The 26900-nt window shown below is 41.8% G+C and carries 26 protein-coding genes; 17 read left to right on the top strand and 9 right to left on the bottom strand.

The features are described 5' to 3' along the window. The first annotated feature begins 417 nt into the window (after positions 1 to 417). The 7 genes from B2575_RS03425 (at position 418) to B2575_RS03455 (ending at position 6266) form a co-directional block, all read left to right on the top strand. Entirely contained in the window at positions 418 to 1479 is a 1062-nt protein-coding gene (locus B2575_RS03425; protein ID WP_296240142.1) for a TRAP transporter substrate-binding protein, read from the top strand. Positions 1480 to 1496: 17 nt separating this feature from the next. Further along, positions 1497 to 2024: a TRAP transporter small permease gene (locus B2575_RS03430; RefSeq protein ID WP_201582122.1), complete on the top strand. Its 528-nt coding sequence runs from the start codon at positions 1497 to 1499 to the stop codon at positions 2022 to 2024. Continuing rightward, the gene (locus B2575_RS03435; RefSeq protein WP_045448043.1) at positions 2021 to 3310 is read left to right on the top strand and encodes a TRAP transporter large permease; all 1290 of its coding nucleotides are present in this window, start codon (positions 2021 to 2023) and stop codon (positions 3308 to 3310) included. Before B2575_RS03430 ends, B2575_RS03435 begins: the two co-directional genes overlap by 4 nt. A 239-nt stretch (positions 3311 to 3549) precedes the next feature. Then, entirely contained in the window at positions 3550 to 3903 is a 354-nt protein-coding gene (locus B2575_RS03440) for an IS630 transposase-related protein (RefSeq protein ID WP_087816314.1), read from the top strand. Further along, positions 3869 to 4396: an IS630 family transposase gene (locus tag B2575_RS03445; protein ID WP_413469117.1), complete on the top strand. Its 528-nt coding sequence runs from the start codon at positions 3869 to 3871 to the stop codon at positions 4394 to 4396. The genes B2575_RS03440 and B2575_RS03445 overlap by 35 nt, the downstream gene beginning before the upstream one ends. A gap of 174 nt (positions 4397 to 4570) precedes the next feature. Further along, the gene (locus B2575_RS03450) at positions 4571 to 5620 is read left to right on the top strand and encodes a 5'-nucleotidase (protein ID WP_296240145.1); all 1050 of its coding nucleotides are present in this window, start codon (positions 4571 to 4573) and stop codon (positions 5618 to 5620) included. A 40-nt stretch (positions 5621 to 5660) separates the two neighbouring features. Beyond that, the gene (locus B2575_RS03455; RefSeq protein WP_045448040.1) at positions 5661 to 6266 is read left to right on the top strand and encodes a rhomboid family intramembrane serine protease; all 606 of its coding nucleotides are present in this window, start codon (positions 5661 to 5663) and stop codon (positions 6264 to 6266) included. A gap of 84 nt (positions 6267 to 6350) precedes the next feature. On the opposite strand, the gene B2575_RS03460 is transcribed toward B2575_RS03455, so the two are convergent. From B2575_RS03460 to B2575_RS03470, 3 genes are all read right to left on the bottom strand, one after another. Next, positions 6351 to 6896, bottom strand: coding sequence for a hypothetical protein (locus B2575_RS03460; RefSeq protein ID WP_296240146.1), 546 nt, complete (start codon positions 6894 to 6896; stop codon positions 6351 to 6353). A 359-nt stretch (positions 6897 to 7255) separates the two neighbouring features. After that, positions 7256 to 9124: a sodium:solute symporter family protein gene (locus tag B2575_RS03465; RefSeq protein ID WP_060491927.1), complete on the bottom strand. Its 1869-nt coding sequence runs from the start codon at positions 9122 to 9124 to the stop codon at positions 7256 to 7258. Positions 9125 to 9128: 4 nt separating this feature from the next. Next, positions 9129 to 9389 carry a DUF4212 domain-containing protein gene (locus tag B2575_RS03470; protein ID WP_045448034.1) on the bottom strand — a complete coding sequence of 87 codons (261 nt, stop codon included), beginning with the start codon at positions 9387 to 9389 and terminating at the stop codon, positions 9129 to 9131. 1110 nt (positions 9390 to 10499) lie between these two features. On the opposite strand from B2575_RS03470, the gene B2575_RS03475 reads away from it, so the two are divergent. Next, positions 10500 to 11996 (top strand): alanine/glycine:cation symporter family protein, encoded by a 1497-nt coding sequence (locus B2575_RS03475; RefSeq protein ID WP_060491926.1) that lies wholly within the window; start codon positions 10500 to 10502, stop codon positions 11994 to 11996. Positions 11997 to 12109: 113 nt separating this feature from the next. On the opposite strand, the gene B2575_RS03480 is transcribed toward B2575_RS03475, so the two are convergent. Continuing rightward, positions 12110 to 13747, bottom strand: coding sequence for an electron transfer flavoprotein-ubiquinone oxidoreductase (locus B2575_RS03480; RefSeq protein WP_087814817.1), 1638 nt, complete (start codon positions 13745 to 13747; stop codon positions 12110 to 12112). Between the two features lie 613 nt (positions 13748 to 14360). Here B2575_RS03480 and B2575_RS03485 point away from each other — a divergent pair. From B2575_RS03485 to B2575_RS03500, 4 genes are all read left to right on the top strand, one after another. Next, positions 14361 to 15056 (top strand): DUF1285 domain-containing protein, encoded by a 696-nt coding sequence (locus tag B2575_RS03485; protein WP_296240150.1) that lies wholly within the window; start codon positions 14361 to 14363, stop codon positions 15054 to 15056. Between the two features lie 253 nt (positions 15057 to 15309). Continuing rightward, complete coding sequence (murI, locus tag B2575_RS03490; RefSeq protein WP_296240151.1) at positions 15310 to 16317, top strand: glutamate racemase; 1008 nt, start codon at positions 15310 to 15312, stop codon at positions 16315 to 16317. Between the two features lie 165 nt (positions 16318 to 16482). After that, a complete protein-coding gene (locus B2575_RS03495; RefSeq protein WP_296240152.1) occupies positions 16483 to 17481 on the top strand; it encodes a DUF4062 domain-containing protein in 999 nt (332 codons plus the stop codon). A gap of 276 nt (positions 17482 to 17757) precedes the next feature. Continuing rightward, a complete protein-coding gene (locus tag B2575_RS03500; RefSeq protein WP_045455583.1) occupies positions 17758 to 18057 on the top strand; it encodes a hypothetical protein in 300 nt (99 codons plus the stop codon). Between the two features lie 107 nt (positions 18058 to 18164). Here B2575_RS03500 and B2575_RS03505 read toward each other — a convergent pair whose 3' ends face one another. Continuing rightward, the gene (locus tag B2575_RS03505) at positions 18165 to 19646 is read right to left on the bottom strand and encodes a lytic murein transglycosylase (protein ID WP_296240154.1); all 1482 of its coding nucleotides are present in this window, start codon (positions 19644 to 19646) and stop codon (positions 18165 to 18167) included. A gap of 293 nt (positions 19647 to 19939) precedes the next feature. Here B2575_RS03505 and B2575_RS03510 point away from each other — a divergent pair, with 293 nt between their 5' ends. Together B2575_RS03510 and B2575_RS03515 are read left to right on the top strand one after the other, a co-directional pair. Continuing rightward, positions 19940 to 21439 carry an AAA family ATPase gene (locus B2575_RS03510; RefSeq protein ID WP_296240155.1) on the top strand — a complete coding sequence of 500 codons (1500 nt, stop codon included), beginning with the start codon at positions 19940 to 19942 and terminating at the stop codon, positions 21437 to 21439. After that, positions 21426 to 22031: a retron system putative HNH endonuclease gene (locus tag B2575_RS03515; protein ID WP_296240156.1), complete on the top strand. Its 606-nt coding sequence runs from the start codon at positions 21426 to 21428 to the stop codon at positions 22029 to 22031. Before B2575_RS03510 ends, B2575_RS03515 begins: the two co-directional genes overlap by 14 nt. 31 nt (positions 22032 to 22062) lie before the next feature. Here B2575_RS03515 and B2575_RS03520 read toward each other — a convergent pair whose 3' ends face one another. From B2575_RS03520 to msrA, 3 genes are all read right to left on the bottom strand, one after another. Beyond that, positions 22063 to 22776 carry a DUF1499 domain-containing protein gene (locus B2575_RS03520; protein ID WP_296240157.1) on the bottom strand — a complete coding sequence of 238 codons (714 nt, stop codon included), beginning with the start codon at positions 22774 to 22776 and terminating at the stop codon, positions 22063 to 22065. A gap of 81 nt (positions 22777 to 22857) precedes the next feature. Further along, on the bottom strand, positions 22858 to 23511 hold the full coding sequence (tmpT, locus tag B2575_RS03525; protein ID WP_296240159.1) for a thiopurine S-methyltransferase: 654 nt from the start codon (positions 23509 to 23511) through the stop codon (positions 22858 to 22860). A gap of 171 nt (positions 23512 to 23682) precedes the next feature. Further along, positions 23683 to 24204, bottom strand: coding sequence for a peptide-methionine (S)-S-oxide reductase MsrA (msrA, locus tag B2575_RS03530; RefSeq protein ID WP_296240160.1), 522 nt, complete (start codon positions 24202 to 24204; stop codon positions 23683 to 23685). 203 nt (positions 24205 to 24407) lie between these two features. Here msrA and cmoA point away from each other — a divergent pair, with 203 nt between their 5' ends. The 3 genes from cmoA (at position 24408) to B2575_RS03545 (ending at position 26524) form a co-directional block, all read left to right on the top strand. Then, positions 24408 to 25208 (top strand): carboxy-S-adenosyl-L-methionine synthase CmoA, encoded by an 801-nt coding sequence (gene cmoA / locus B2575_RS03535; RefSeq protein WP_296240161.1) that lies wholly within the window; start codon positions 24408 to 24410, stop codon positions 25206 to 25208. Positions 25209 to 25258: 50 nt separating this feature from the next. Further along, on the top strand, positions 25259 to 26320 hold the full coding sequence (cmoB, locus tag B2575_RS03540) for a tRNA 5-methoxyuridine(34)/uridine 5-oxyacetic acid(34) synthase CmoB (protein ID WP_296240162.1): 1062 nt from the start codon (positions 25259 to 25261) through the stop codon (positions 26318 to 26320). An 81-nt stretch (positions 26321 to 26401) separates the two neighbouring features. After that, positions 26402 to 26524, top strand: a complete 123-nt coding sequence (locus tag B2575_RS03545) for a hypothetical protein (RefSeq protein WP_265732813.1) — start codon at positions 26402 to 26404, stop codon at positions 26522 to 26524. Between the two features lie 156 nt (positions 26525 to 26680). On the opposite strand, the gene B2575_RS03550 is transcribed toward B2575_RS03545, so the two are convergent. Then, positions 26681 to 26899, bottom strand: a complete 219-nt coding sequence (locus B2575_RS03550; RefSeq protein WP_045448016.1) for a DUF2788 domain-containing protein — start codon at positions 26897 to 26899, stop codon at positions 26681 to 26683. Between the last annotated feature and the right edge of the window lies 1 nt (position 26900).

The raw sequence follows: 26900 nt of genomic DNA on the forward strand, positions 1-26900 counted from the left end.
ATCATTGCGCCAATGGTAGTGTGGATTCGTCCATGTGAGAGTAGGTCATCGTCAGCTCTCTATTCAAAGTAAAACCCCCTCCGCGAAAGCGGAGGGGGTTTTCTTTTTCGTGGGTTTGAGATTAAGTTATGCTTAATCTCACTTACTTTTAGAATTAACACTCTATAAGTGTATTTTCTATTTGAATTGAAGATTTTTTTTGTTTAATTGCTATGCAATTTTATGAATATATTTTTTAGTCCTACCATCAAAATGATTTGACTTATCTCATTATAGCTGCTAATTTTAAAATAGATTTTTATTACAGGTATGTAAAAGATATATTTAAAACTTGTAAATTATTACATCTGGTATAGATTGGATTATTTACCAGTGATGTATTACTCCTATTTTCACGATTATCAAAAGGAATTGATAATGAAGCTAGCTCCTCTTTTTTCAATTGGTGTCTTAGCGGCTGTTAGTCTTTTAGGCTGCTCTAACCAATCTGCTAACACGTCTGATGGCTCATCAGCAAACTCTCAAGAAACAACCGTTTTACGCTTCTCTCACTTTTGGCCAGCAACCTCTTCTATTAGCACAGAGGTTTTTGAACCTTGGGCCAAGCAAATAGAGACAGATTCTAATGGTCGCTTAAAAGTAGAGTTGTATCCTTCCGCGGGTCTTGCCAAAGCAGATGTTACGTACGAATCTGCTGCTAAAGGTACGATAGATATCGGCTCACAAGCACATGGTTATACCAGTGGTCGTTTTCCTTTAACTCAAATCACTGAACTTCCTGGTTTATCAAACTCAGCGACTCAAATGGGTTGTATGCTTCAGACTCTTTATGAGGATGGCACGCTTGCTAGTGAGTATGAAGACTCACATCTACTATTCATGTATGGCGCTGGGCCTGGCTCACTGCATACTACGGATAAGTTGATTCGGACTCCTGAAGACATGAAAGGTATGCGCATCCGACGCCCTTCTGCAGTCGCAGGTGATATTATCGAAAGCGCTGGGGCATCACCAGTAGGATTGCCTGCTAATGATATGTATACCTCGCTACAGCGCGGCGTCGTCGATGGGTTGAGTTTTCCATGGGAAGCCGTAACAGCGTTCAAAATTGACGAAATCACCAAATATCATACCAACATTCCTTTTTATAGTTCGGCGCTGATGGTTACTATGAATAAGGATAAATATAACAACTTACCTGATGATTTAAAGCAAGTGTTGGATAAAAACTCAGGAATGGCATTGGCTAATAAAGTTGGTGAAGTGTTTGATAAGCATGATCAAATGGCCATTCAAGCTGCTAAAGCTAAAGGCGATGAGATCGTTGAAATTCCTGATCCATTGAATGATCCTGATTGGAAAGGACCACTTGAAAAGGGTACTAAAAAATATCTAAGTGATGTCAATGCTTTGGGTTTAGATGCTGATAGTGTCTATGAGAAAGCAAAAGCTGCCAGTGCTGCTTGTAAAGTGGTATAACCCATTGGAGGTGTCACATGGCATTTTTAGTAAAAATAAGTATTCTAATCTCTAGATTATGCCAGTTTATCGGTGGTATCAGTCTTATTATTATTGTTCTCACAACGATGTTCGATGTGACTGCTCGTTATATTTTTAAGCTGACTGGTGGCGAGTTTGGCTTTACCGTTAAAGGCAGTGTAGAGATCGTCTCTTACTTCATGCTCTTTGCTTTACTTGCTGCCTTTGGCGCTTTCGTCGAACGCTCACAAATCATCGTTGATGTCTTTACCCAAAAAATGCCGCAAGCCATTAAAGGTTATATGATGGGCGTCTTTATGATGGGCTTTTTTATCATCGGTATCGTTTTTGCTTGGGGGCTTTATGAGAGTGCTGTTGATGCCACAGAATACGGTAAAGTCACTCAAGACCTTCGATTATCAATGATGCCCATCTATGCATTTAGTGCATTTTTAAGTCTCTTACTCGCCATTCGCTCATTAATCGAATCCATCAATATCTTTAAAACGGGCGAGTTCTTTGACGCCGAGGAGACAGGCGCATGAGTCCAGAAATTATTGGAGCTATCGGCTTAATCGTCATGATCCTGCTTGTTGTCCTGCGAGTTCCAGTGGCGCTTGCCATGTTAGGTGTTGGATTGGTTGGTTTTGGCGCAGTGACGGCGCCCAGTGGTGCACTGCAAATGCTCAAAGATATTCCGGTAGATGTGCTAGCCAAATATGACTTTAGTGCGATTCCCTTATTTATTTTAATGGGCGTTTTTGCCACTCATTCAGGGATGGCAGGGAAATTGTTTGAAGCTACCCGAACTATTTTTGGGGGAGTGAGGGGCAGTTTGGGTATTGCTGGTATAGGATCGTCTGGTATTTTTGCTTCTATTTCAGGCTCATCCTTAGCCACAGCATCCACTATGACCAAGGTTGCGCTGCCACAAATGGAGAAATATGGTTATCAACCAGGTTTTGCCTGTGGTATTTTAGCAGCGGGTGGCACGTTAGGTATTATGATTCCGCCTAGCATTGCGCTACTGGTCTATGCGATCTTAACCCAGCAGTCGGTCGGTGACATGTTCATCGCTGGTTTCTTGCCTGGGATTTTGGGCATGGTGATGTATTCAATCACTGTTATGATTATGGTACGCTGGAAGCCGCATTTAGCGCGTCGCGGTGAGCCTACTTCTTGGAAAGCCAAGCTGCTGTCATTGACGGGACTCATACCATTTAGCTTTATTTTCATTGTGATTATCGCTGGTATTTTCTTTGGGTTATTCACTCCGACAGAAGGGGCAGCAGTCGGTGCGTTTGTATCATGGGCTTATGCTTTTGCCAAAGGCATGCGTATAAAAGGTCTAAAGCAGTCTTTGATTGAAACGCTTGCATTGTCAGCGGTGGTATTCTTTATGCTGCTGGGTGCAGAAGCCTTGGGTTACTTTATCTCCGTTTCACGCTTGTCTTATACGCTAGCGACTTGGATTGGTACATTAGCAGTTAGCCCAATGATTGTACTGATCTGTATCTTAATCATGTACTTCCTCTTAGGGTTGTTCATGGATGCTTTGGCGATGCTGGTCATTACCATTCCAGTGGTATATCCAATCATTGTGGCGTTAGGGTTTGATCCCGTATGGTTTGGTATCATCGCTGTATTGACAGTAGAGCTTGGACTGATTACGCCGCCGATGGGGATGAATATCTTTGTCATTAAGGCAATGGCACCGCATATTAAGCTGTCTGATATGTTCCGCGGGGTCGCACCGTTCATTGTCTCTGATCTGATTCGACTGGTTATTTTGGTCGCCTTTCCAGCGATATCTTTAGTGCTGCTAACGTAAGCGCTATTGATAAAAGTAAGCTTAGAAAATCATAGCTGCGTCGTTTATCTACACTGTTCATCTGTATTGTTCATTAATAGAGCCATATTGTTTTCATAACAATATGGCTTTTTTATGATAAAAGAAAAAGTCGACATAACAATTCTATGGTTAAATTATTCCACATAAAGGCATATATAGTTAGTCTTTTATAAATAAGATACAATACTTTTAAAATAAGCGACACGGCAGAAGAATACATGACCTATTCAGCAGACTTTCGAGCGCAAGTGATCAAAAGTGTCCAAAACAAAGACATGAGTATTCGTCAAGCTTGTATTTTCTATAATGTTAGCAAAACAGCACTACAGCGTTGGTTAAAAAACCCAAGTATTAAGAAAACTCGGGATAAGCCACCCAGTAAAATACCGAATGAGGCTCTTCTCAAAGACGTCGCTCAACATCCAGATGATTATATGTACGAGCGAGCACAGCGTCTAGGCTGCAGTAAATCGGGTATTGAGATTGCCTTGAAGCGCCTTGGTATCAGTCAAAAAAAAGACCTTAGAACATCCAAAAGTGTGTCCAATAAAAAGAGCGATATATCAGAGTAAGCTTGATAGCTTTAAGCAGCAAGGCTATCCCATTGTGTATATGGACGAAAGTGGCTTTGAGGCCGAAACTATTCGCCCTTATGGCTATGCACCAATTGGCAAACCTTGTATTGATCGCTACAACTGGCAAGCAAAAAAGCGTACTAACGTCATCGGTGCTCTGTATGAAAAAATGCTGTTTGCGCTTGATTACTTTGAGAAAAATATTAATAGCAGCATATTCTACCAATGGTGCAAACAAACACTAATCCCAAGCCTTAAGACTAAATGCGTTATAGTTATGGATAATGCTAGATTTCATAAAAGCAAACGTATTCAAAAGCTACTAAACAGGCACGGGCATCGTATTCTTTGGCTGCCGCCGTACAGCCCTGATCTAAACCCTATCGAGAAAAAGTGGGCACAGGCTAAGTTTCTACGCCAAGGGTGGATGGAGAATAATTTACCAAAACTGTTTCAGGATATGGGCTGTATCTCTTTTATTATAGACTGACTATAAAGTCACATTATGAGACATTTTTTGAGCGGTCATTTGGATTACTTAGAAGGTGGTTTTTATACTAAATGACATTATACGTGGATAACTTTTCTTATCATTCTAAGGGCTTGTGAATGTAGTAAACTGGTTGGCATTTCCGAATAGATAACTTTATAAATAGAGAAAATCATGGCAGTCGATTTTAGTAATACGCTCATCGTCGCGATTTCTGCAACGGCACTTTTTGATTTAACCGAATCAGAAAATTATTTGCTAGAGCTGCTAGAGCAGAGACCTGTAAGCGCCATAAAAGAGTTTCGAGATTATATGACCAAGCGTGAGAACGATGCTCTCAGCATTGGTGCTGGTTATCCATTAATTAAAGCTCTATTAAATCTGAATAATTATTGCAATGATGGCATGCAAGATTTAGAGGTTGAGACACCTTTGGTGGAAGTGGTCATTGTTTCAAAGAGTAGTCCAGATACGGGCATTCAAGTCCTCAATGCCATTCTTGAGCATGAGCTGACTATCTCACGCTCGGCATTTATTTCAGGCAGTCCTGTTGCTCCTTATATTAAAGACTTCAACGTCGATCTATTTTTGACGACCAATCGCGAAGATGCCCAGCAAGTGGCTGATGCCAATATCTGCGCTTGTGCGATACTCGATGCAACCCCCGTCAATACCTATGAGTTAGATACTGATCAGCTACGTATTGCTTTTGATGGTGATGCGGTGCTGTTTGATGATTCAGGTGAACTGCTGTACAAGCAAAAAGGACTGCGTGCTTTTCACGATCGCGAAATACAGATGCGTGATTTACCCATTGAAAAAGGCCCTTATGCTGAATTGTTGATTAAACTATCAAATTTACAGGAACGTCTACCCGCTGGTCTCAAGTATTCTCCAATAAAGATTGCATTGGTGACAGCTCGCAACGCACCCGCTGATCTGCGTGCGATTAAGACATTGCGAGAGTGGGGCGTCAATGTTGATATGGCGTTTTTCTTAGGAGGTTTAGAAAAAACAGCTGTACTTAGAACATTTGCACCTCATATCTTTTTTGATGATTCTATCAAACATATCGATGCCGCTCGTCGTTTTGTGCCCACCGCTTTGGTGCCTTATCACTCGACGTCGTTATTACATAGTGACAGTTATTTGATGACTGACAAAGAGGCTGCATTGTTAGATTTTACACCTGTAACACGCTCCACTACTACGCTGAGTCATTAAAATATCGCTAAAAACATAGATTAAAAGAATAGGGCATTATATGAATTGGCAGCAACTGCTTAGCTTGATTATGATACGAATAAAGCAGGTTATAGGCTTATATGCTTTTGTATTAATACCGATGTGGGGCATGTTTTTTTTAAATGAAGTGGCATTATTTGGTATGTGGAATATCTTTGGGATTGTACCTCGTGCCTTGGATGTGGGCAGCATGATTGGAGTGTTTGCGTCATGGACGATGCATGGCAATTTTTCACATTTGCTTGGTAACACTTTGACGTTGTTACAGATTTTATTTTTGTTTGGATTGTTTGAGAAGAATGCTTATCGAACAGTGATTAAGCTCATTATCGCATCTGGATTGGTCACTTGGATCATTGGCTCGCCATTGTCAATTCATGTTGGCGCATCAGGATTATGCTTCGCGATGCTCGGCTATATGATAGGCGGTGCTGTATTTGCGCGGCGTTGGGGTTATTTGATTGCCTGTATTGTCATGGGTACTGGCTATTGGTTGACCATCAAGCAAGGATTGATGCCGCAACAAGGTATCTCGTTTGCGGCGCACTTCGGTGGTCTATGCGCTGGATTGCTGTTAGGCGCTAATTCTAAGCATACTTATACCGCAACTTCTCAGCGCAATTGAATACATGAATATAATATAAGCCGTCTTAAACCCCTTAGTAATCAAATGTTTTAGCAGGGTTGTATTTGCATATTTATGAGGAGGTTAGCTTTTACCAGTACAAATACTAATGAACAACGGGTCATCTGTTGCCAACTCTCGCCATGCTGTTGTTTGCCTCAAATGTTCATCAATCGTTAGCTTACTGTCTTTTTCGGGGATGACATAATCGGCACGCGCAGGAATACGACAGTTTATAACTTGTGGTACTTTCTGCACACTTCTGCGTCTTTCAAACAAATATAAATTGACCAAATATATATCTGGATTGTCTACCTGCACGCTAGCGTTGGCGGTATCGGCAGCGATAAAACGTAATATTTGCGGTTTGATATAAGACCATGGGCGAAACCACTCGGTGCTTTTTGCTACTTTGACGACTTGCACGCCTGCTGGTAACTTGCTCACTTGCTGACCATACCAGTTATACTCTTGGTGTATTTGAAAGGCAAACATACCAATCGCAGCAAACAAAGGAATAAGCCACTTTGGTGCGCGTTTGCCAGCCAGTTTACTGAGGTGAGTTATAATGAGTGCCAGACCAGCCATGCCAAATGCGGCAGCAATGGTAGCGATAAACTCAAAAAGCATAAAATCTTCCTTAATGCGTTAAGCACTTTTAATTGAGCGCTTTTAACTAGGGCATGTCCTCATTTTAAAAATGGTCATAAAAATGAGATAAATTGCCGTCAAACAAGGAAAGTAGCGAAAATAATATCGAGATATTGATAAGCTATTGACGATGTTTGGCAAAATTTAGCCATTTTTAGCCCATTTAGAGGGTAATCGATTTAATTGAGGACACGTCCTAAGCATAGTTAATAAATTATATTCAATAAAGCAAAAATCTAACATTTTTTATAATAAATAAGAGATAAAAAAATCACTCACAAGCAGCTACTGCCTGTGAGTGATATATAGTAACTGAAGATATATTCTCATTTATACACTTAGTGGTCGACTGCACCGCCTGCGCCACGTGGAGAGCGGACACTTTCAACCAACTCTTGAATGTGTAATGGTGGGGGAGCAGTAGCATAAGAGACAGCAAACGCTACGATAAAGTTAAGCAATGCCCCAATCGCACCAAATGATAGTGGTGAGATACCAAATAACCAATACTCTGCCGTATCAGGGAAGTTCGCTGTACCGCTAATGAAGAACCAACCTTTAAAGACAAAGATATAAACAAGGATACTAATCAGACCTGTTAGCATACCAGCGATGGCACCAACATTATTGATCCGTTTAGAGAAAATACCCATCATCAGTGCAGGGAAGAGCGATGCACCAGCGATACCGAATGCTAAAGCGACTACCTGTGCGGCAAACCCTGGTGGATTTATTCCTAACCAAGTAGCAACTACAATTGCAACACCCATCGTAATACGTGCAACTCTCAATTCGCCTTTATCAGTAATGTTTGGATTAAGGTTTCGTTTAATCAAGTCATGACTGATCGCTGACGAAATAGCGAGTAGTAGGCCTGCTGCTGTTGAGAGCGCTGCTGCCAAACCACCTGCGGCAATAAGACCAATAACCCATGGTGGAAGATTCGCAATTTCTGGGTTAGCTAATACTAAGATATCGGCATTGACATCCAGCTCATTACCTTTCCAGCCTGCTGCGGTAAAGCGTCCATCAAGTTCTAGATCCTGTGCGACACGTGCAGTCTCTACGGCTGCAGTGGCAGCGGCTACATCGCCACCATCCGCTTGTGCAGCAGTCAAGGCAAGCTCAGCCGCACCAAGTCCACTGTCGTTGTACATTTGGATACGACCATCATTATTAAGATCATTATATTTAATGAGACCGGTATCTTCCCATGTCTTCATCCAGTCTGGACGTTGATCATAGTTTATAGGTGCTTCTGCTACCCCTTGTGGATAAATCGTATCAATCAGGTTTAAACGTGCCATTGCACCTACGGCAGGAGCAGTGAAGTATAATAGCGAGATAAATACCAACGTCCAACCAGCTGTCCAACGCGCATCAGCGACTTTAGGTACGGTGAAGAAGCGGATGATAACGTGTGGTAGACCTGCTGTACCGATCATGAGTGATAAGGTAAATAGCACCATATTTAGTTTGTTAGGGACATCAGCAGTATAAGCCGTGAAACCCAAATCAGTAACCACCTGATCTAGCTTGGTTAAGATAGGAACGCCTGCTTCCACATGGTTTGAAAACAAGCCCAAACCTGGAATTGGATTGCCTGTTAACTCAAGTGAGATGAAAACAGCAGGAATGGTATATGCAATCATTAGAACTACATACTGCGCTACCTGCGTATAAGTAATCCCTTTCATACCACCAAGTACAGCATAGAAGAAGACAACAACCGCAGCAATCAGGAGACCAGTCGTGTTTTCAACTTCCAAGAAGCGTGAGAAAGCGACACCGGCACCTGTCATCTGACCGATAACGTATGTGGTTGAGGCGATAATCAAACAAATTACGGCAATCATTGCTGCCGTTTTTGAATAAAAACGGTCGCCGATGAAGTCAGGTACCGTAAACTTACCAAATTTACGTAAATAAGGCGCTAGGAGCATTGCCAGTAGTACATAACCACCTGTCCAACCCATCAAATAAGTTGATGCGCCATAACCGCCAGCGGCAAGAATACCTGCCATCGAAATAAATGACGCAGCACTCATCCAGTCAGCAGCCGTTGCCATACCGTTGACGACAGGATGAACACCGCCGCCTGCTACGTAGAATTCACTCGTTGTGCCAGCACGTGCCCAAATTGCAATACCGAAGTATAGAGCGAAAGATAGACCTACAAAAATAATATTAATCGTAAATTGACTCATGGGGCTATTCCTCGTCTACGCCGTATTGTTTATCTAACTTATTCATACGCCAAGCGTAGAAGAAAATTAAAACGATAAATACCCCAATGGATCCTTGCTGAGCAAACCAAAAGCCCAAGTCGGTACCACCGATTTTAATACCTGCTAAGAGAGGACGTAACAAAATCCCAAACCCGTATGAGCATAGCGCCCAAATAAATAGGCTACCTAAAATGAGACGGACATTGGCACGCCAATAACCGGATGGATCGTTGTGGTTTTCCATAGGACAACTCCTTTTGCCTAACATAAAAACAAGATTACTGATTTGAGCCTGACAAGTTATTTTGCTTTAGCATGTATCACATGATGGAAGACAGTTCGATACGTTGTCTATAAACGGATCATAAAATCAGTTTATAGGCTGATAAAGCAGAATGACCAACCAGTAGTAAGTAACCCAATATTATCGAAAAAAAGGCAGATTTCTATCAGTTAAAACACTGCGAAAAATACTTTTCTGTGGTTCGATTTTGCTAAAAATTACATTGTAAAATATGGGTGTGGGTCGACTATAACCTTAACATCTAACAAGATTTATGGGCTATAGAATGACTGAATTTATAGTATATAGAGATGAGGATTTATGGAGGAGGGTCGGTATTGGTTGACAGTCCTCTGTCTTATTATGCTCATCATCCCTGATGATATTGTCTTAATATTTCAACTTATTATTCATGCCAATAAGTATTGCAAGAAATATTTATGAACTTATTGGGAATATATACAATATTGACTTAATTAACAATAAATAAATTTTATTTACTTTATGTAACTAAATGTTTGCTTTATGGAAACCATGGTCAACTTATGTTAGAGAGAGTAACTAAAAAAACGGTCGTTGCTCAGGTGTTGTGCTAAAACCCTATTTATATTAAGGATTTAGTTTTATAGAGGTATTAGAGCATTATTAGCAATAAAAGTCATTCATTCTATAAATATAGCCAATACTTTACTCAATAAATATTATGGCAGTGACTATTTTTTTTGGAATGGTGTTTATATGAATACGTTTTAAAATCTAACTATTGTACCTAGTCTTAAAAGTTTTCTTCAATATTTCATATAAAAAATATTTTTTTGATCTTTATCTAAATACCTTGCAAAAGTTCGTAGTTATTTAATTTTTATAATAGAGGTTTGAAATAGTTAAATAATCTCTAGTCAGTTAAAATGTAGCGACAGGATGTTAGTGATTTACTTTGCCAATATATTGATCAGATATTTACTGTTTCATGAGTAGGCAGAGGGATTAGTAAGCATTTTTAAATATCATTAATCACATCAATTCATAAAATATACTAGCAGTATAAAATGTAAGTGAGAGGATAGCAGTATGGGTGAAGGAATAGCAGGTTGGTTTAATAGCATCGTCAATTATGGTGTCAGCATCATTTGGGGCAACAATGATTGGCTAATTGCAAGTAACCCTTGGTATGGATTACTGATGTTCGTACTGATTGGTGCGGGTTTATATTTTACCATTGCCACACGTTTTATTCAGTTTCGCCACTTTGGGCATATGTGGCAGCTATTGCGCGTGTCCAATCAAGGGCGTAAAGATGGCGGTATCAGCTCATTTGAGGCGCTGATGACCTCATTGGCGGCGCGAGTCGGTACGGGTAACTTGGCAGGGGTCGCAATCGCGATTTACCTTGGTGGTCCAGGTGCAGTGTTTTGGATGTGGATGACTGCGATCGTCGGTATGTCGACCAGCTTTATCGAATCAACATTAGCACAAGCCTATAAAGTGCCGCACAATGACAATGTTTACCGCGGTGGACCGGCTTATTATATCGAAAAAGGTCTCGGTCAGCGCTGGCTAGCGATATTTTTCTCATTATGCTTATTAGTAGCGTTCGGTTTAGCCTTTAATGGCGTGCAGTCAAATACCATCGCACAAGCGACCAACGAAGCATTTGGGGTTCCAACGTGGATGACAGGTTTGGTATTGGTCGTATTAGTTGCGCCAGTGGTATTCGGTGGTTTGCGCTCGGTTGCTCGTATCGCGGGTAAAATCGTACCCGTGATGGCGATTCTCTATATCCTATTAGCCTTGTTCATTATCGTGACGAATTTTAGTCAATTCCCAGCGGCGATTGTGTTAATTGTTAAATCAGCATTTGGTTTTGAGCAAGCAGCAGGCGGGGTGATTGGTTATGGTATTGCTCAGGCAATGATTAACGGTATCAAGCGTGGTCTGTTTTCAAATGAGGCGGGTATGGGGTCAGCGCCTAATGCGGCGGCAACGGCGAAGAGTCATCCCGATCATCCAGCGGTGCAAGGATTTATGCAAATGCTGGGTGTATTTATGGATACGCTTGTCATTTGTACGGCAACGGCGTCGATTATTATTTTGTCCGGTGTGGTCGATCCTAGTGTTGAGCAAGAAGGAATTCAGCTGACTCAGTTGGCACTGTCGCAGTATGTGGGTGATATGGGTGTTATCTTCGTTGCGATTGCTATTTTCTTCTTCTCTTTCACCTCTATCATTGCCAATTATAGCTATGGTGAGTCGAATCTTGAATTCATCTCTGGTGCCAAAAATGCCAAAGTCATGATTATGATTTTCCGCTTTATGGTCTTGGGCATGGTGTTTGTCGGCGCTATTGCCAGTCTTCCTGCCATATGGAACTTCGCTGACTTATCAATGGGTCTAATGGCACTCGTTAACCTAGTGGCTATTTTAATCTTGTCACCCGTAGCACTGCGCATATTGCGTGATTACGAGCGTCAGATTAAAGAAGGTAAAACTGGCGATCAAATCAAGTTTAATCCTGATGACTTTGTGAAGCTTAAAAACGAAGCCAATCGTGATGCATGGACGGATTAATCTCACCTGATTAAAGATAAACTTGTCTCATGTGTCGAAGTTAAAAAAACCGCCCTTATGAATTCATAAGGGCGGTTTTTAGTATTAGTGATTAGTTCTAACATTGTTTATATTTACATATTAGGATAGTTAGGGCCACCGCCACCTTCTGGCGTTACCCAAGTGATATTCTGTGAAGGATCTTTGATATCACAAGTTTTACAATGCACACAGTTTTGCGCATTGATCACAAACTTAGCTCCTTCCGCATCTTTTACCACTTCATACACACCAGCTGGGCAGTATAAACGAGCAGGCTCAGCATATAGCGGTAAGTTAATTGAAACAGGTACCGTTGGATCAGTCAGTTTCAAATGTACCGGCTGGTCTTCTGCATGGTTAGTATTAGAGATAAATACCGATGACAGCTTGTCAAATACCAGTTTACCATCAGGCTTGAGGTAGGTTGGCTGAAAAGCATGATTGGCACGCTCTAACTGATCATAATCTGGCAGGCTGTCATGTAAGGTAAGCGGCATTTTACCCTTTAATAAGTTGTGCTCGATAAAGGTAAAAGCACCGCCCATAAACAGACCCATGCGATGTATTGCAGGCGAGAAGTTGCGTGACTCATAGTTGTCTTGATACAACCATGACTCTTTATACATGGTGGTATAAGCAACCACTTCATCATGCTGACGATCGGCTTGTAGCGCCTCAAAGATGGCTTCGGCGGCTAGCATGCCTGACTTCATCGATGTGTGTGTGCCTTTGATTTTAGCGGGGTTCAAGAATCCAGCATCATCACCGACCAATACACCACCTGGGAAAGTAAATTTCGGTAGAGAGTTTAAGCCACCTTTGGTCAAAGCACGTGCGCCATAAGAGATGCGCTTACCGCCTTCCAATACGTTTTTGATGACGGGATGGGTTTTTAGGCGCTGCATCTCATCGAATGGCGACATATATGGGTTGTGGTAAGACAAGTCAGCGACAAGACCAAAGCTTACTTGGTTGTTTTCATCGAAGTACAACCACCAGCCACCAGTAGAGCCTGTTTCGGTCAAGGGCCAGCCAAGACCGTGCATAACCACGCCTTGCTCGTGTTTCTCAGGGGCTACGTCCCACAGCTCTTTCAGACCGATACCATAATGCTGAGGATCTGAGTCTTTATCAAGATCAAAACGGCTGATTAAGCGCTTACCTAAATGACCACGGCTGCCTTCGGCAAAAATAGTGTATTTAGCAAGTAGCTCATAACCTGGCTCAAAGCTAGGCTTGGCTTCGCCATTGGCAGCCACACCCATATCGCCCGTTAAGACACCACGTACAGAACCGTCGTCGTTATATAAAATATCATCTGCAGGGAAGCCTGGGAACATCATGACTTCAAGCTCTTCAGCTTGTACCGCCAACCAGCGCACCACATTGCCCAATGAGACAATATAGTTGCCATTGTTGTGCATCGGTCCTGGAATCAACGAGTCAGGTACTTTAGTAGAGCGCGTGGCTGAGTTTAGATAATAAAAGCGATCTTCGGTCGCTGGCACATTAAGCGGCGCGCCTTTTTCTTTCCAGTCTGGTATCAGCTCGTTCAAAGCGCGTGGTTCGATGACAGCACCTGATAAGGTATGCGCACCAAACTCAGAACCTTTTTCGACCACACAAACCATAAACTCATCATTACCAGCAGCGATAGCGAGCTGACGCAGGCGGATAGCAGCAGATAGCCCAGCAGGTCCACCACCAACGATGATAACGTCAAATTCCATGGATTCACGTTCAATCTCAGGCTCTGCCGCGACAGCTTCTACTACTGGCTCTGGCGCTTTGTCGATAGCGACTGTTTCAGCTGGCGCTTCTTGGGTCACAACGGCTGACTCTGCTTTATCTAGATTTGCCGTCTCTGTCGCTACTGATGGGTCAGTATTCACAGTGTCACTATCAATGACTGGCTTTTGATTGTCTTGCTCTTGCATACCTACTCCTAAACTTTTAGTGGCTTATCTCAGGGCATCATTAGCTTAACCATTGAATAATAGACTTGCGGCGCTAACATTACTCAGACATATGGCTGCCCGATAAAAACTGTCTTTGCGACATCAATTGACCATGTTACTGTCGAGATCCATGTATTTAAGGATATCAACACATCACGTAAAATGTGTCATTAACACAACACCCACTTGACCATTTCAATAAAAAATCGTTACTCATTATAAAAGAAAAGTCCTACAAACACGATACGCATTTATGAGTATCGATGTTAAGGTAAGATTGAACTAATGAGGGTGCTAAGATGATATGTTTTCATCATACCCGAAACTAAAATTTATAGTAATAATAGATTTGCCAAACTTTGAATGCTAAGTAAAGGATTACACGATGAATAACAATAATGAAGACATAATTCAAAACGATGAATCGGCAGCTAAACCGCCAAAAGACGTGCCATCTGAGCTAAGTAATATGGATTCGCTCAGTCAGTATCTAAAGTCTACTGTAGGCAAACGTGAAGGACGTGCCATCCCACCATTGGATAAATGGCACCCAAAAGATGTGGCCGATATGGATCTGGTCATAAAGGCAAATGGCGAGTGGTGGCATGAAGGAGGGCAAATGACCAGAGAGTCATTGGTGAGCTTATTTGCGACTATTTTATGGAAAGAAGATAATAATGGTGTCATTGAATATTTTTTGAAGACGCCAGTACAGAAAATCCGTATCCAAGTTGAAGATGCCCCTTTATTAATCAATGACGTCGGTATCGTCAACGAAGGCAATAACCGTTGGCTAGAATTTACCACGACGACTGGCGATGTGGTGCGTTTAGATGATGAGCACACCATCACATTAAAAGCGTATAATCCTACAGACAATGATACGATTGATCAGCAGGCAGCAATGGATATGCAGGTACGTCCTTATATGCCCGTTAGAAATGGTTTGGACGCACTTATTGGGCGTAATACTTTTTATCACTTGACCGAAATTGGCGAATTGACAGAGCAAAATGGTGAGACGATACTGACGTTACAAAGTGGCGGAAAATCCTATGAGCTGTCGATGCCAGACAGTTAACGCAAGGGCTCAAAACTATGTGTCCGTCAAATAATTTACGGTTTAGATATAGTCAATCCCATATAAATCAGATACGGTATCAGGTTCGCTTAGTCTACTATTTGTAGTACTTTTGCTTGCCCTCATTGTATCCAAATTATATTGAACCGACTATAGCGATAAATCACCAGATAATTACTGTAGTATGCAAAACAGCAAACAGCAAACAGCATAAAGATGACGATATGTATATAAAAATGGCAGTAGAGTAGTGATGGATATTGCTGCAAGTAATAGCTTAAATAGGGTGAAAATGCGCTTAGATAGCCTTGATGGTAAACATGTTGAGCATGTCGATAGTGCAACTAATGCTAAAGCTGACATCCATAAAACGAATATCGGCACAGTTATAAATAATAAAAAGCGCAATGCGCCAATCGGATTGTTTGACTCTGGTGTCGGTGGACTGTCAGTTTATCTACATTTGGCACAGCAGTTGCCTGCTGAGCGTTATGTCTATTATGCAGACACCTTAAATGTGCCTTATGGTAATCGTGATAGCGCCGATATTGAAGCGTTGACTTTAACAGCCGTTGATTGGTTGTATGAGCAGGGCTGCAAGCTCATTGTTATTGCTTGTAATAGCGCCTCAGCTTATGCTTTGGAAACAGCCAGACGGCGTTATCCGCAGCTGCCTATCGTCGGATTAGTCCCGGCGCTAAAGCCCGCCATATCGGCGAGCAAAACTGGTCGCGTGGTCGTTTTAGCGACTAAGGCTACCTTGAATGGCACATTGCTTAATGAGGTCATCGATCACTTTGCTAAACCCAACAATACGGTAGTGACCAAATATTTTGATCCGCAATTGGTACCTTGGGTAGAGGCGGGAATGCCAGAGCAGGATGATACTGCTTTAAGATTACGCCAGCAGCTCACATTATTTGCTCATGATGGCGTTGATCAATTGGTACTAGGCTGTACGCACTATCCATTTTTCAAAACGTTTTTGTTAGATGAGATTGCTCAGCAGCAATTGGCGATGCAGGTCGTTGATTCTGGACAAGCCATTGCTGAGCGAGTTAAGCAGCTATTGGCTGCAAACCAGCTGTCTGCATTGGTTGACAATACCCCAGATGATCATTGTTTAGAAACAACTAACAGAACAAAAGTTGTCATTCGACCGCCATTGATTTTTTATGCGACTAAGTTCGATGATAAACTGGGTACTTTAATAGCGCGTTTGCTTGGCAAAGACGCCATCTTGCAATACTGTTCTGAATAGGCGCAGCTAAAGGTGTTTATATCAAACCCATAACCATAATATTGATATATTAAAAATAAATTGAGCTTATTTTTATAAGATTATGCTAGGCTGTGCAACACAAGATATTTGTGCTCTATTTTATATCATATTATTCTATGTCATGACCTAAGCTTAGAGGTGATTGTGCCAAACCGTCGCTATCATATTCACATCATATGCGCTGACAATGATCAATTGTTGGTCTTGGACAGCTTGGCGATATTTTTTCAGTCGCGGGCTTTCTTGACCTATGATGTGTCGAGCCAATTGCCAAAAGCATCGCTATATGGTCGACAATGTATCGACTCCTGCGATTATGCACTGATGCTCATTGGAGACAGTTATGGCACCGTGCAAAGGAATGGCGTTAGCCAAATGCATTTGAGCTATTTGAATGCCAAAGCCAAGCTCAAACCGTTACTCATCTTAATCAAAAATCATCATCCAGATGCGAGTATCAGTCGTCAACTGCAAGAATTTATTAAGTCGGTAACTCGGCAGGACAATACAATATATTATTATGATACAGAAACGGATATTGAGCCATTACTTGTACAAGCTTACTATAACGCAGTGACCAATCATCAGGTCGTTGGTGGATGGCTGAGAGCTAATGAGGAAATGATTAAATTGAGCAAGCAAACCGTGGCGGAACGGTTTGCAGATCTATTGTCTACTGACAAAACGCTAAAGGAAAATAGCCCACCTGCTGATGAATTCGTCTCTGATGATGTGAGTAAGCCTATTATATTGTTAGAAGCTTTTGATATTCAATATAGTGCTCAAGCTTATGCAGGTGGCAACCTAACCGATGTTACCAGACCCTTGACCTTAACATGGCAAGAGATATTGATCGCCTTGATGAAAATACCAGCGACCTTTTCGAGCTATGGCTTGCAAAATGCTGTGAATCGCTTGATAGCGTCAAAAGCTGAGCAAGACATCAAAAAAGAGATGCCGAATGTCCATGCCGTCTCGCGCTGCCAAATTTCTCAAGATGATTTGAACCAGCTACAACGTCAGCTAGTGGGTGCAAACTGGATACAGCTCACAACCTATGGCACTCGCGTCTCGCAAGAACTTTGGAAGTTGACCTTTCACGCAAAAAATCTCTTGAACGAAGTCCATCATAACTCCCAATGATTCGCACTCTGCACTAATAATATTCCTGCCTTCCTTATTTCAAAATAGTCATAGCCTATCTGCTGTAAAAAGCACACGTGTGGCTGTGACTACGTTTTGTAATACAAAGCATACGCGTCAACGGTTGTGAATCCATTTAAGACTGGTAATATTGAGACTAATCAGAGATTGATAATAAATACATTATTTATATTAAAATTACTGACGTATATATTGTATACATATAAGTCGAATGTATATAAATCGCATAATAATACTGACTAAGGAGAGCACCTGATGAGTAACGCTAAAAACGATGCATTAAAAAAAGAGCTTGATGGCTTAGAAGAATCTATGCATGCTGCCGAGCAGTTTCATACATTAGAAGAGCAAGTAGCGGACATGAAACGTCGCGGTATCGACCCTAGCCAAGCTTACAAAGACTTGGACAGAAAAGAAGAAGACGCTGATTGGGGCGATGCTACTTGGAAAGAAAACGGCAAGTGGGAACCAAAAACACCTGCTGATCTAGATGAAAAAGCACGTGAGAACTGGGATGGTGACAATGGTAAACCGAACCCACCACCGATCGTTTAAGTTAAAAATTGACTAAAAAGTAAAAAGTAAACCCTATGAAAAAAGCCACGTTATTATTAACGTGGCTTTTTTTTATGTGCTTTAACCTAAGATACATCCGCGGAATACTAAGAACCTTCGTCAACACGAACGAGCTTCACCACACCGTCGCTACCGATGACACGGCGATAGCGTGTGTTACTAGAGTTAGGTGATTGTGTAGAAGGCTGCGTCGAGTAGGTATTAGGAGTACTCGTTTGCTGCTGAATCAGCTGTCCCATGCGATCAGCAGAGGCAGGGTTTAAAGGCTGGCTATTCGATGGCTGCCCGTATTGATTGCCGTATTGCGTACTTTTCGGGGCTGTATTTCCAGCATCTCCAATGATTGCGCGGTAGAATTTCTGTCCTGCGCGGCCATCCGCTGGCAAGATACCACGACTAGATTGGTATTGCTGAATCGCGATACGGGTATTGTCGCCAATAATGCCGTCAACACCACCAATATCGTAACCCGCATTCAATAACGCCTGCTGGATATCTTTGGCTTGCTGGCGACTGATACCAGGGTCATCGGTAGGCCATGCTGTGACAAAGTCAGTTTTGCTGCTGTCCTCTTTGGTGATTAAGTCTGATAAATGGGCGATTGCCAACGCATAATTTTCTGACGCATTATAAGAATAAAACGTATCAAAGTTTTTACCAACTAAGAAAGCAGGACCATCTTTGCCAGCGGGTAATAATAACCCAGCGCTACTCAAATCGTTTGGCAATGGACTGCCATTGGCGAGCGTGATACCTTGATTGCGCCAGTGGCTAATAGACTTCTTGTTTTTACGGTCAGACGCAGCCCAAAATCCACTGGGCAGCTTGACTTCGTAGCCCCAAGGCTCGCCCGTGCGATAGCCACGATTGTCCAAGAAGTTGGCGGTAGAGGCTAGCGCGTCAGGCACACTATTGACCAAATCACGGCGACCATCACCATCAAAGTCGACTGCCAGCTCTAAAAAGGTACTTGGCATAAATTGCGTTTGCCCAAAAGCGCCTGCCCATGAGCCAGTCATATCACTTGGTGCGATATCACCGTTTTGGACGATTTTTAGCGCATTAGCGTATTCACCTTGGAAGTAGCTCTGACGGCGATCGAAACAAGACAGCGTCGCTAGAGACTCAAACAAAGGTTTTTTGCCCAATGTCTGCCCAAAGTTTGACTCAACGCCCCATACACCTAGTACGTGCTCGGCTTTGACGCCATAGCGTGATTCAATTTGACGTAGCGTATCTGCCCATTGGCGCTTGGCGCGGATGCCATCTTCTACACGCTCTTTATCGACCAGTGAAGATAAATAATCCCAAACGTCTTTTTGAAACTCTGGCTGGTAATTCAATGACTGAATCACGCTAGGGTCAGGCTGGCTAGGGCGATAGTTATTAAAAGTAGAGCTATCAACCCCTCGAAATTTGCTAGAGTTTTTCAAACCGTCTAAGCATTGTTGAAACTCGGCATTAGATAAGTCTGGCGCTGGTGGTTTGGCTGCTTGAGCAGTGCTAGCAAAACTCAGCCCAACAGCAAGGCTAAGTAGCGATAAAGTAGAAACTGGAGTCAAACGCATGAAAATATCCTATAAACGTTGAAATAGTTATTAAAAGAGAAAGCAAAGCGGATTGGTGCAGTATGGACTTAGAGTAACCAATCTCATGGGTAAAGAAAAGGTATCGAAGTAAGCTGTTACTATAAATTGACGGTGGCGTGAGGTTGAGAGAGGGTTTAGGCAAGTTGAGAATTTTTTCCCAAAACAATAGCATTCCTCAGCTGTGTTTTAAGTTGCTATACTGACTGGTAAGAATTTTCAAAGAAATTGATAAAATACTTAAATATTTACTACCTATAAAAATAAGGTAAACAATGAAAGTCAAACGCTTACACCTACAAAACTATGGTCGCTTTGAAGACTTAAAAATAGACTTTGCGCCAACTTCTGAAAAGGCGGGTAATGTCACTGTTATCGTGGGTAATAATGGCGCTGGCAAGTCGCAGATTTTGCAGGCTTTGGCGACAAGTCTGAGTTGGTTTATAGGATATTTGAGAAATGGGAAGGTCAGCGGATTTGCTATTGAAGAAAGTTCAATCAAAAATAATAAAAACGATGTCTTAGCAGAAATAACAACCGATTTTGGTAGTCATAACTATATCAGTCTTTTCAATGAGGATGGATATACTCGATGGCAGTTATCATCTGTACGTGAAGGACGTAACAGTTCATTTGAAGATAAGCTTTTTGAATTAGAATCTGTCGTCCAAAAGTATCGAAAATATCTAACTCAAGAAGACAGTTATTCTTTACCATTATTAGTTTTTTACCCAGTAGAGCGCTCTAATTATGAAAATAAAAATACAGCTATGTTATCAAGACACTTTGAACAGCTTAAAGGGTATTTTGCGAGCTTAGATGGTGCACGAATTGATTTTTCTGACTTTATTCAATGGTTCAGAAACGAAGAAGATATTGAAAATGAAACAAAAAACTTGAATTATAATTCAGAAGATATGCAAGATAAGATTAAATATCTAATGAAAGATTTGAGCTCTTTAAGTAATAAAGTCAGTCAAACCAAAGATCCAAAAGAGTTTGAATTACTCAAGAACAGGGTTCAAGAGTACTTAGTTGAAGTAAGTGAATTGCAGGAAAAATTTCAAAGTTATAGTAGGAATTCCGAATATCAAGCTAGAAGAATTCTAAGTCCTATAAGAGAAAGCATAACTAGGTTTACCAATTTCGAGAACATTCGTATTCGCCGCCAAGGCACGCCTACTATGATAGTAGAAAAAGATGGCGAAGAATTAGACGTTAATCAGTTATCACAAGGTGAAAAATCTTTATTAGCTTTAGTAGGTGATATTGCCCGTCGTTTGACTTTGCTTAATCCCAGTCTGGATAATCCGCTAGAGGGTGAAGGCGTGGTTATGATTGATGAAGTGGACTTGCATCTGCATCCAAAGTGGCAACATGATTTGATTGATAAGCTGGTCGCTACTTTTCCAAATGTTCAATTTATCCTAACCACACATTCGCCGCACGTTATAAGTGACCGAAATGATCTTTTATTATACTCATTAGATGACGGTGAATTGACAGAAATGCCTAATGTCTATGGTGAAGATGCGAATACAGTGCTTACCAAAATATTTGATGTAGATATTCGTGACAGTAAGGTAGAGGAACAATTTAACGTGATTCGCCGCGCTATCAGTAAGCATGATTATGTGACAGCGGAAAATTGTATAACAGAGCTAGCTGAAAAACTGCCATCTGACCATTTAGAACTATTGAAATGTCGCTTGCTCTTGGCTCAATCTAAATTGGTAAACAACAATACAGATGAGTCCAGTCATGCAAAAGATTGATAAGTTAGGGTCAATGCCTCTTGAGACAGCAAAGAGTTTTAAAAAGTATCAAACTAAGAATTGGGGCGAAATTCCAGAAACTATTAAAGCGCCTTTGCGTCAGCAGTTGTATGATGAACAGCGTGGAGTTTGCTGTTACTGCTGTAAAAGTCTTGGCAATGGAAACACGACTATTGAACATTTAAAAAGCCGTAACGACTATCCACATAAGTGCTTTGACTATGATAATTTATTATTAAGTTGTAGAACTGCTAAGCAGTGTGACAACGCAAAAGGCAGCCAAGAACTGCTTTTAACACCGCTTATGGATGAATGTGAAGAAGAGATAAAACTAAATCTTGCAGGAGAGTTAGAGTCCGATAGTAAACGTGGTAGTGAAGCTATTCAAATGTTGAATCTAAATAGTCGTAAAGCCTGTAGACACCGCAAAGATTTGTTCACTATGATGAGTGAGGTTTTTGGTTATGACTTACCGTATAAGCCTCCCATAGAAATAGCAAATAAATACGCTCTTGAAATGCTTTTAACATGTCTACCTGATGAAGGGCAAAGAAGTGAGCTTCAATATATTGTCAAAAAACTGACTAAATAAGTTATAGGAGGTTTCGAGGTTTCAAAAATAACTACTCCCCCAAAACCCTATCCAACTCTTCAACCAACGTATGAATACGCGCCGCATTTTTGCCCAAATCGCTCCCACCAACCCGTGACTTACTACGAATATCTACTAGACGTTCACTACTGTTATCCGTGATACGCACGACAATATCATCTTTAAAACCGAACCAAGCAGTCGTATCTGTCGCTTCAATGATGCCTTTATCGGCATCGATATTGACAAGCTCCCAACCTAAATTATCGATGGCTTGTTTGGTTGCCTCAACCAACTCAGATTTTGACTGTCTATAGCGTGATGTTTGTAATTCAGGGTAGGCGGCGCGCTGCTGCGTGGCAGTCTCTACACCTGCATACTCAACTGGGTTTGGTGCATCAGCGCGCAGTGGGGCAATGGCCACAAATTCAGGTGGATTCACTAGGTCGGTTGAAATATCGTGAATGGGCGGTACGTTTTTGGCGGTATTCATCATGCTTAGTGGAATAGCAATGGCAATGATAGCAAGTGCTGCTGATGTTAATACGCTACCAAGGCTAGCCGTGTCTCGTTTAAATAAAAGCTGTATGACTAATAGTACCAATGCTGCGATACCAGCAAATACACCAAACTTAAACCCTGCAAACGCAGTCGCTAAATCGACTAAGCCAAACTTGTACAGCGGACCTGCGAGTGTGACTAGCAAAATAGAGATTAAACTTATCAGCCCAACTAATATTTTCATTCAATTTTTCCATCATAATTTAGTATTGCTTAATCACTACGCAAACGGCTTTATTAACGACTCATTTCATTTATTAACCACTCATTTCAACAGCCAAACATGCTCCGTGACCATTAGCTCAGGTGCCGATCCTATAGAAGTAGGTTCACTCGTCAGTTCGCTGATATGATAGTTATCGCCATAATATTGCTGTATTTGCTCGCTACTGATAGAGAACGGCGGTCCCACTTTTTTGCTTTGGTCATAAGTGAGAGTGATGATGAATTGTGGTGCATGACCACTTATTTTACGTATATGCTCGCTATACTTCGTACGCATATTTTCTGGCAGCGCAATCAATGCGGCTTTGTCATATACGGCATTTACAGATCCGATATCCTCAGTTGTTATTGCAAAAATATCAGCAACCCATAGGGTAATGGTTTGTCCTGACAACTGACCTTGATAGTATTTAATGGCTGGATTGTCTGCATACTGGTGCACAGTAGGAGAGATATTCTGCTCAGTAAAGAATTCTTGTACCGCTGTTTCCACCAATTCAACGCCTACGACGTCGTAGCCTTGCGCTGCCAGCCAAGCCATATCAATCGATTTACCGCAAAGAGGGACAAAGACACGGCTACCAGCTTGCAGGTTTAACTGCTTAAAGTAATTTATTAATAATGGGTTCACTGCAGACTGATTAAAGCCAATACGTTTCTCTTGCCAACGGCTGTACCAAAATTCAGCGTTCATACCTTCGCCTTTATTCGTTGAGGGTTATCTTTGAGTTGTTTCTATCATAACTGTTTGAGTGAGAATGCTAAAGATGTTAAAAAGCCAAACGCTCATACAATAAGCGTTTGGCTATAATGAAATACTAAGATATTTTTTTATTCTAAATAAAAAATATCTTTATTTTGTCGTTTAGCTCACCATATATTGACTAAATTCTTTACGTAATTTGGCAAGCTTTGGTGGTATGGCAAAGTTGCAATACCCTTGTCCTGGATTCTTATTAAAGAAATCCTGATGGGTCTCTTCTGCTTGATAAAACTCAACAGCTGGATGTACTTCGGTGACCACATTGACGCCCATATCACGCAGTTTGTTGATGGTGCGGTCAATCGTTGGTTTCTGATTTTCTTCGGTATAAAAAACCACGCTGCGGTACTGGCTACCGACGTCATTGCCTTGACGATCCATTGTGGTGGGATCATGGGTGGCAAAGAAAACATCAAGTATCACTTCTAACGGGACGATAGAGTCATCGAACTCGATTTTGATGACTTCAACGTGCCCTGTATTGCCACCACAAACCGCTTCGTAGTTGGCAGAAATAGCGTCACCGCCCATGTAGCCTGAAACGACAGATTGCACACCTTTTACGGATAAAAATACCGATTCGGTGCACCAAAAACAGCCACCGCCCAAAATAATGGTTTGCATAATTTTTCCTATTTTTATAAATATAAAATATGAGCCAAGTGTTACTTACTTAGCAATACGTATTTAGCTTAGCAGGGCATCTGACCGCGATAAGTAACAAACAGTAATGTTATAATGGGCTTTTGCTACGTCGTGCCCCTTTCAGCTAATAATGACAAGCAAGACCATCACTTATCTCCTAATTTAAGTTCTATTATCACAAAATGAGTCGCACCATGAGTCAGTCTAAGCCTGCTATTGTTAAACACGACACCCTATTTGACAAACCGTTTACCACGCCACTTGATAAAGCGGCACGTTTTTCCTTTGATGAGCAAGTGGTGGCTTGCTTTCCCGATATGATTCGTCGCAGTGTGCCCGGTTATGGTCAGGTGCTGGCGATGCTGCCCATATTTGCCCGTCGTCATTGTAAGTATCGTCAACAGAGCGATAGTGGTCAGCGCGTCAGTCGCATTTATGATTTGGGCTGTTCACTTGGCGCAGCAAGCATGACCTTGGCGGGTGAGTTTGAGCCGCAAGATTTGCAGATTAAAGCGATTGATATCTCACCAGCGATGACGACCGAAGCGACCACGCTACTGAGTGAAAATTATCCTGAGCATGACATCGAAGTCATTACCGCTGATATTCGCGATGTCGAGCTTGAGCCATGCGATATGGTGATTTTGAATTTAACGCTACAGTTTTTCCCCGCCGCCGATAGAGTCGCAGTCTTAGAGAAGATTTATGCAGCATTGAGCGAAGGCGGCATACTGGTATTAACTGAAAAAACCCATGCCTTTGATGAGCAATATGATGCATGGTTAGTTGAGCGTTATTATGATTTTAAACGTGCCAATGGTTATACCGAAATGGAAATCAGCGGCAAGCGTAATGCACTAGAGAACGTGCTTATTACTGATACTTTAGACGAGCATCATGCACGGTTAGATCAAGTTGGTTTTCAGCGTCATCTGACGTGGTTTCAGTTTTTAAACTTCGTCTCTATTGTGGCATTTAAATAATCCTTATTTTTAACACAGTTGTTTTTTGATCAATACGGTAACCTGCTTTTATGCTTAACAACACTATCACCTACGCCGAACGCGCATTATATTTAACCTTGCTAGAATTAGCCCAGCAGCAGCCGAGTGCTTATGAATGGCTTACGCGCTTGCCAACATGGTTAAATGATATCAAGGACAAAGCCAACTACGCGCATGCACCTGCTTATCAAGCGTCAGTCGCTCGTTTGCCAACATTGACGGTCAATAATGTCGATCTAAACAGTGATGTCCTGACGATTGAGGCAAATCTTAGTGAGTCTCAGCGCAAACAAACAATGGCATTATTAAAGCAGCTCATGCCGTGGCGTAAAGGGCCTTTTCAAATTGGTGGTCAGATCGAAAATCAAATTGATAGTGGTCAGAATGAAGACCAACAAGCCGCGCCAATATTGATTGATACCGAATGGCACAGTGATTGGAAGTGGCAGCGAGTCGCACCGCATTTGGGTAATTTAAAAGGTCGTCGCGTATTGGATGTGGGCGGTGGCTCTGGCTATCACGGCTGGCGTATGGCTGGCGCTGGCGCGGATACAGTCATTATCATTGATCCGTCTTGCTTATTTTATCATCAGTTTATGGCGATTCGGCATTTTGTCGGGGCTGCTGATAGCTATAGAACGCATTATATCCCCGTACCACTTGAAGCCTTGCCCGAGCATAGCCAATTATTTGATACCGTATTTAGCATGGGTGTGCTCTATCATCGCCAATCGCCGTTTGAGCATTTACAACAGCTTAAAGGGCAGTTGGTCAAAGGCGGTGAGCTGGTGCTTGAAACCTTGGTTATCGAAGGTGATGCCAATACCGTACTGGTGCCACACGACCGCTATGCCCAGATGAATAACGTGTATTTTTTACCATCAGTCGCCGCATTGATAGGCTGGCTAGAAAAAGCAGGATTCTCAGAGGTATGCTGCGTTGATGTCGCAGTGACTTCAACAGAAGAGCAGCGCAAAACGGAGTGGATGACCTATCATTCGCTATCCGACTTCTTAGACCCTAATGATTCCAGCAAAACCCTTGAAGGCTATCCTGCGCCGATGCGCGCGACCTTGATTGCCAAAAGATAGTTTTTTAGGGTAGCAGAGAAGCCATCAGTCAATATAATCAGCAGTGGAAATGGACTGCAAATATAGCAAGGATGAGAGATTATGAAAAAAATAATGGCTTGTATGACGATTGGTCTATTCTCGCTACCTGCTATGGCATCAGATGCGTATGGTGATCCCTTTGAAGGTTGGGGGTTTGTTAAAAATGATAGCAAGGCTCAGTGAGTGATATTTTGGTAGGAATGATTGACACACTGTAAAGTGAAGCCGTCATGAGCCATGTATTTTTTAATTGATTATTTAACCGCTTATTTATCAGTGATAGGCGAGTTATTTATTACCTATCATCGACAGTGAGGACACGGCCTAGTCATATAAAAATTATATCAACCACCTTTTAAAAGCGACTTCCAATAATAGCTTGAGTAAGAAGCCCACAAACCCTGCGCCTAGTGCTAAGAAAATCCAAAATGTACCCGCGCGCCCAGCTTGAGATTCTTTAGAGATATCCCACATAATAAAAAATAAGAAGGCGATAAATATGGGTAGTAAAACATACAATCCCCAACTGGTAACCGTACTGGCAGCAATAGCAAACATG

This window comes from Psychrobacter sp. UBA6739 (assembly GCF_002453835.1).
Classification (GTDB): Bacteria; Pseudomonadota; Gammaproteobacteria; order Pseudomonadales; family Moraxellaceae; genus Psychrobacter; species Psychrobacter immobilis_A.

Coding starts and splice junctions, on each gene's coding strand:
- B2575_RS03500 (WP_045455583.1), top strand. CDS start 17,758: ATGAGTAACGCTAAAAACGATGCATTAAAAAAAGAGCTTGATGGCTTA.
- cmoA (WP_296240161.1), top strand. CDS start 24,408: ATGAGTCGCACCATGAGTCAGTCTAAGCCTGCTATTGTTAAACACGAC.
- B2575_RS03475 (WP_060491926.1), top strand. CDS start 10,500: ATGGGTGAAGGAATAGCAGGTTGGTTTAATAGCATCGTCAATTATGGT.
- B2575_RS03545 (WP_265732813.1), top strand. CDS start 26,402: ATGAAAAAAATAATGGCTTGTATGACGATTGGTCTATTCTCGCTACCT.
- B2575_RS03455 (WP_045448040.1), top strand. CDS start 5,661: ATGAATTGGCAGCAACTGCTTAGCTTGATTATGATACGAATAAAGCAG.
- B2575_RS03550 (WP_045448016.1), bottom strand. CDS start 26,899: ATGTTTGCTATTGCTGCCAGTACGGTTACCAGTTGGGGATTGTATGTT.
- B2575_RS03480 (WP_087814817.1), bottom strand. CDS start 13,747: ATGGAATTTGACGTTATCATCGTTGGTGGTGGACCTGCTGGGCTATCT.
- B2575_RS03430 (WP_201582122.1), top strand. CDS start 1,497: ATGGCATTTTTAGTAAAAATAAGTATTCTAATCTCTAGATTATGCCAG.
- B2575_RS03465 (WP_060491927.1), bottom strand. CDS start 9,124: ATGAGTCAATTTACGATTAATATTATTTTTGTAGGTCTATCTTTCGCT.
- B2575_RS03510 (WP_296240155.1), top strand. CDS start 19,940: ATGAAAGTCAAACGCTTACACCTACAAAACTATGGTCGCTTTGAAGAC.
- B2575_RS03470 (WP_045448034.1), bottom strand. CDS start 9,389: ATGGAAAACCACAACGATCCATCCGGTTATTGGCGTGCCAATGTCCGT.
- B2575_RS03425 (WP_296240142.1), top strand. CDS start 418: ATGAAGCTAGCTCCTCTTTTTTCAATTGGTGTCTTAGCGGCTGTTAGT.
- B2575_RS03515 (WP_296240156.1), top strand. CDS start 21,426: ATGCAAAAGATTGATAAGTTAGGGTCAATGCCTCTTGAGACAGCAAAG.
- msrA (WP_296240160.1), bottom strand. CDS start 24,204: ATGCAAACCATTATTTTGGGCGGTGGCTGTTTTTGGTGCACCGAATCG.
- B2575_RS03505 (WP_296240154.1), bottom strand. CDS start 19,646: ATGCGTTTGACTCCAGTTTCTACTTTATCGCTACTTAGCCTTGCTGTT.
- B2575_RS03450 (WP_296240145.1), top strand. CDS start 4,571: ATGGCAGTCGATTTTAGTAATACGCTCATCGTCGCGATTTCTGCAACG.
- B2575_RS03440 (WP_087816314.1), top strand. CDS start 3,550: ATGACCTATTCAGCAGACTTTCGAGCGCAAGTGATCAAAAGTGTCCAA.
- B2575_RS03520 (WP_296240157.1), bottom strand. CDS start 22,776: ATGAAAATATTAGTTGGGCTGATAAGTTTAATCTCTATTTTGCTAGTC.
- B2575_RS03435 (WP_045448043.1), top strand. CDS start 2,021: ATGAGTCCAGAAATTATTGGAGCTATCGGCTTAATCGTCATGATCCTG.
- B2575_RS03460 (WP_296240146.1), bottom strand. CDS start 6,896: ATGCTTTTTGAGTTTATCGCTACCATTGCTGCCGCATTTGGCATGGCT.
- cmoB (WP_296240162.1), top strand. CDS start 25,259: ATGCTTAACAACACTATCACCTACGCCGAACGCGCATTATATTTAACC.
- murI (WP_296240151.1), top strand. CDS start 15,310: ATGGATATTGCTGCAAGTAATAGCTTAAATAGGGTGAAAATGCGCTTA.
- B2575_RS03485 (WP_296240150.1), top strand. CDS start 14,361: ATGAATAACAATAATGAAGACATAATTCAAAACGATGAATCGGCAGCT.
- tmpT (WP_296240159.1), bottom strand. CDS start 23,511: ATGAACGCTGAATTTTGGTACAGCCGTTGGCAAGAGAAACGTATTGGC.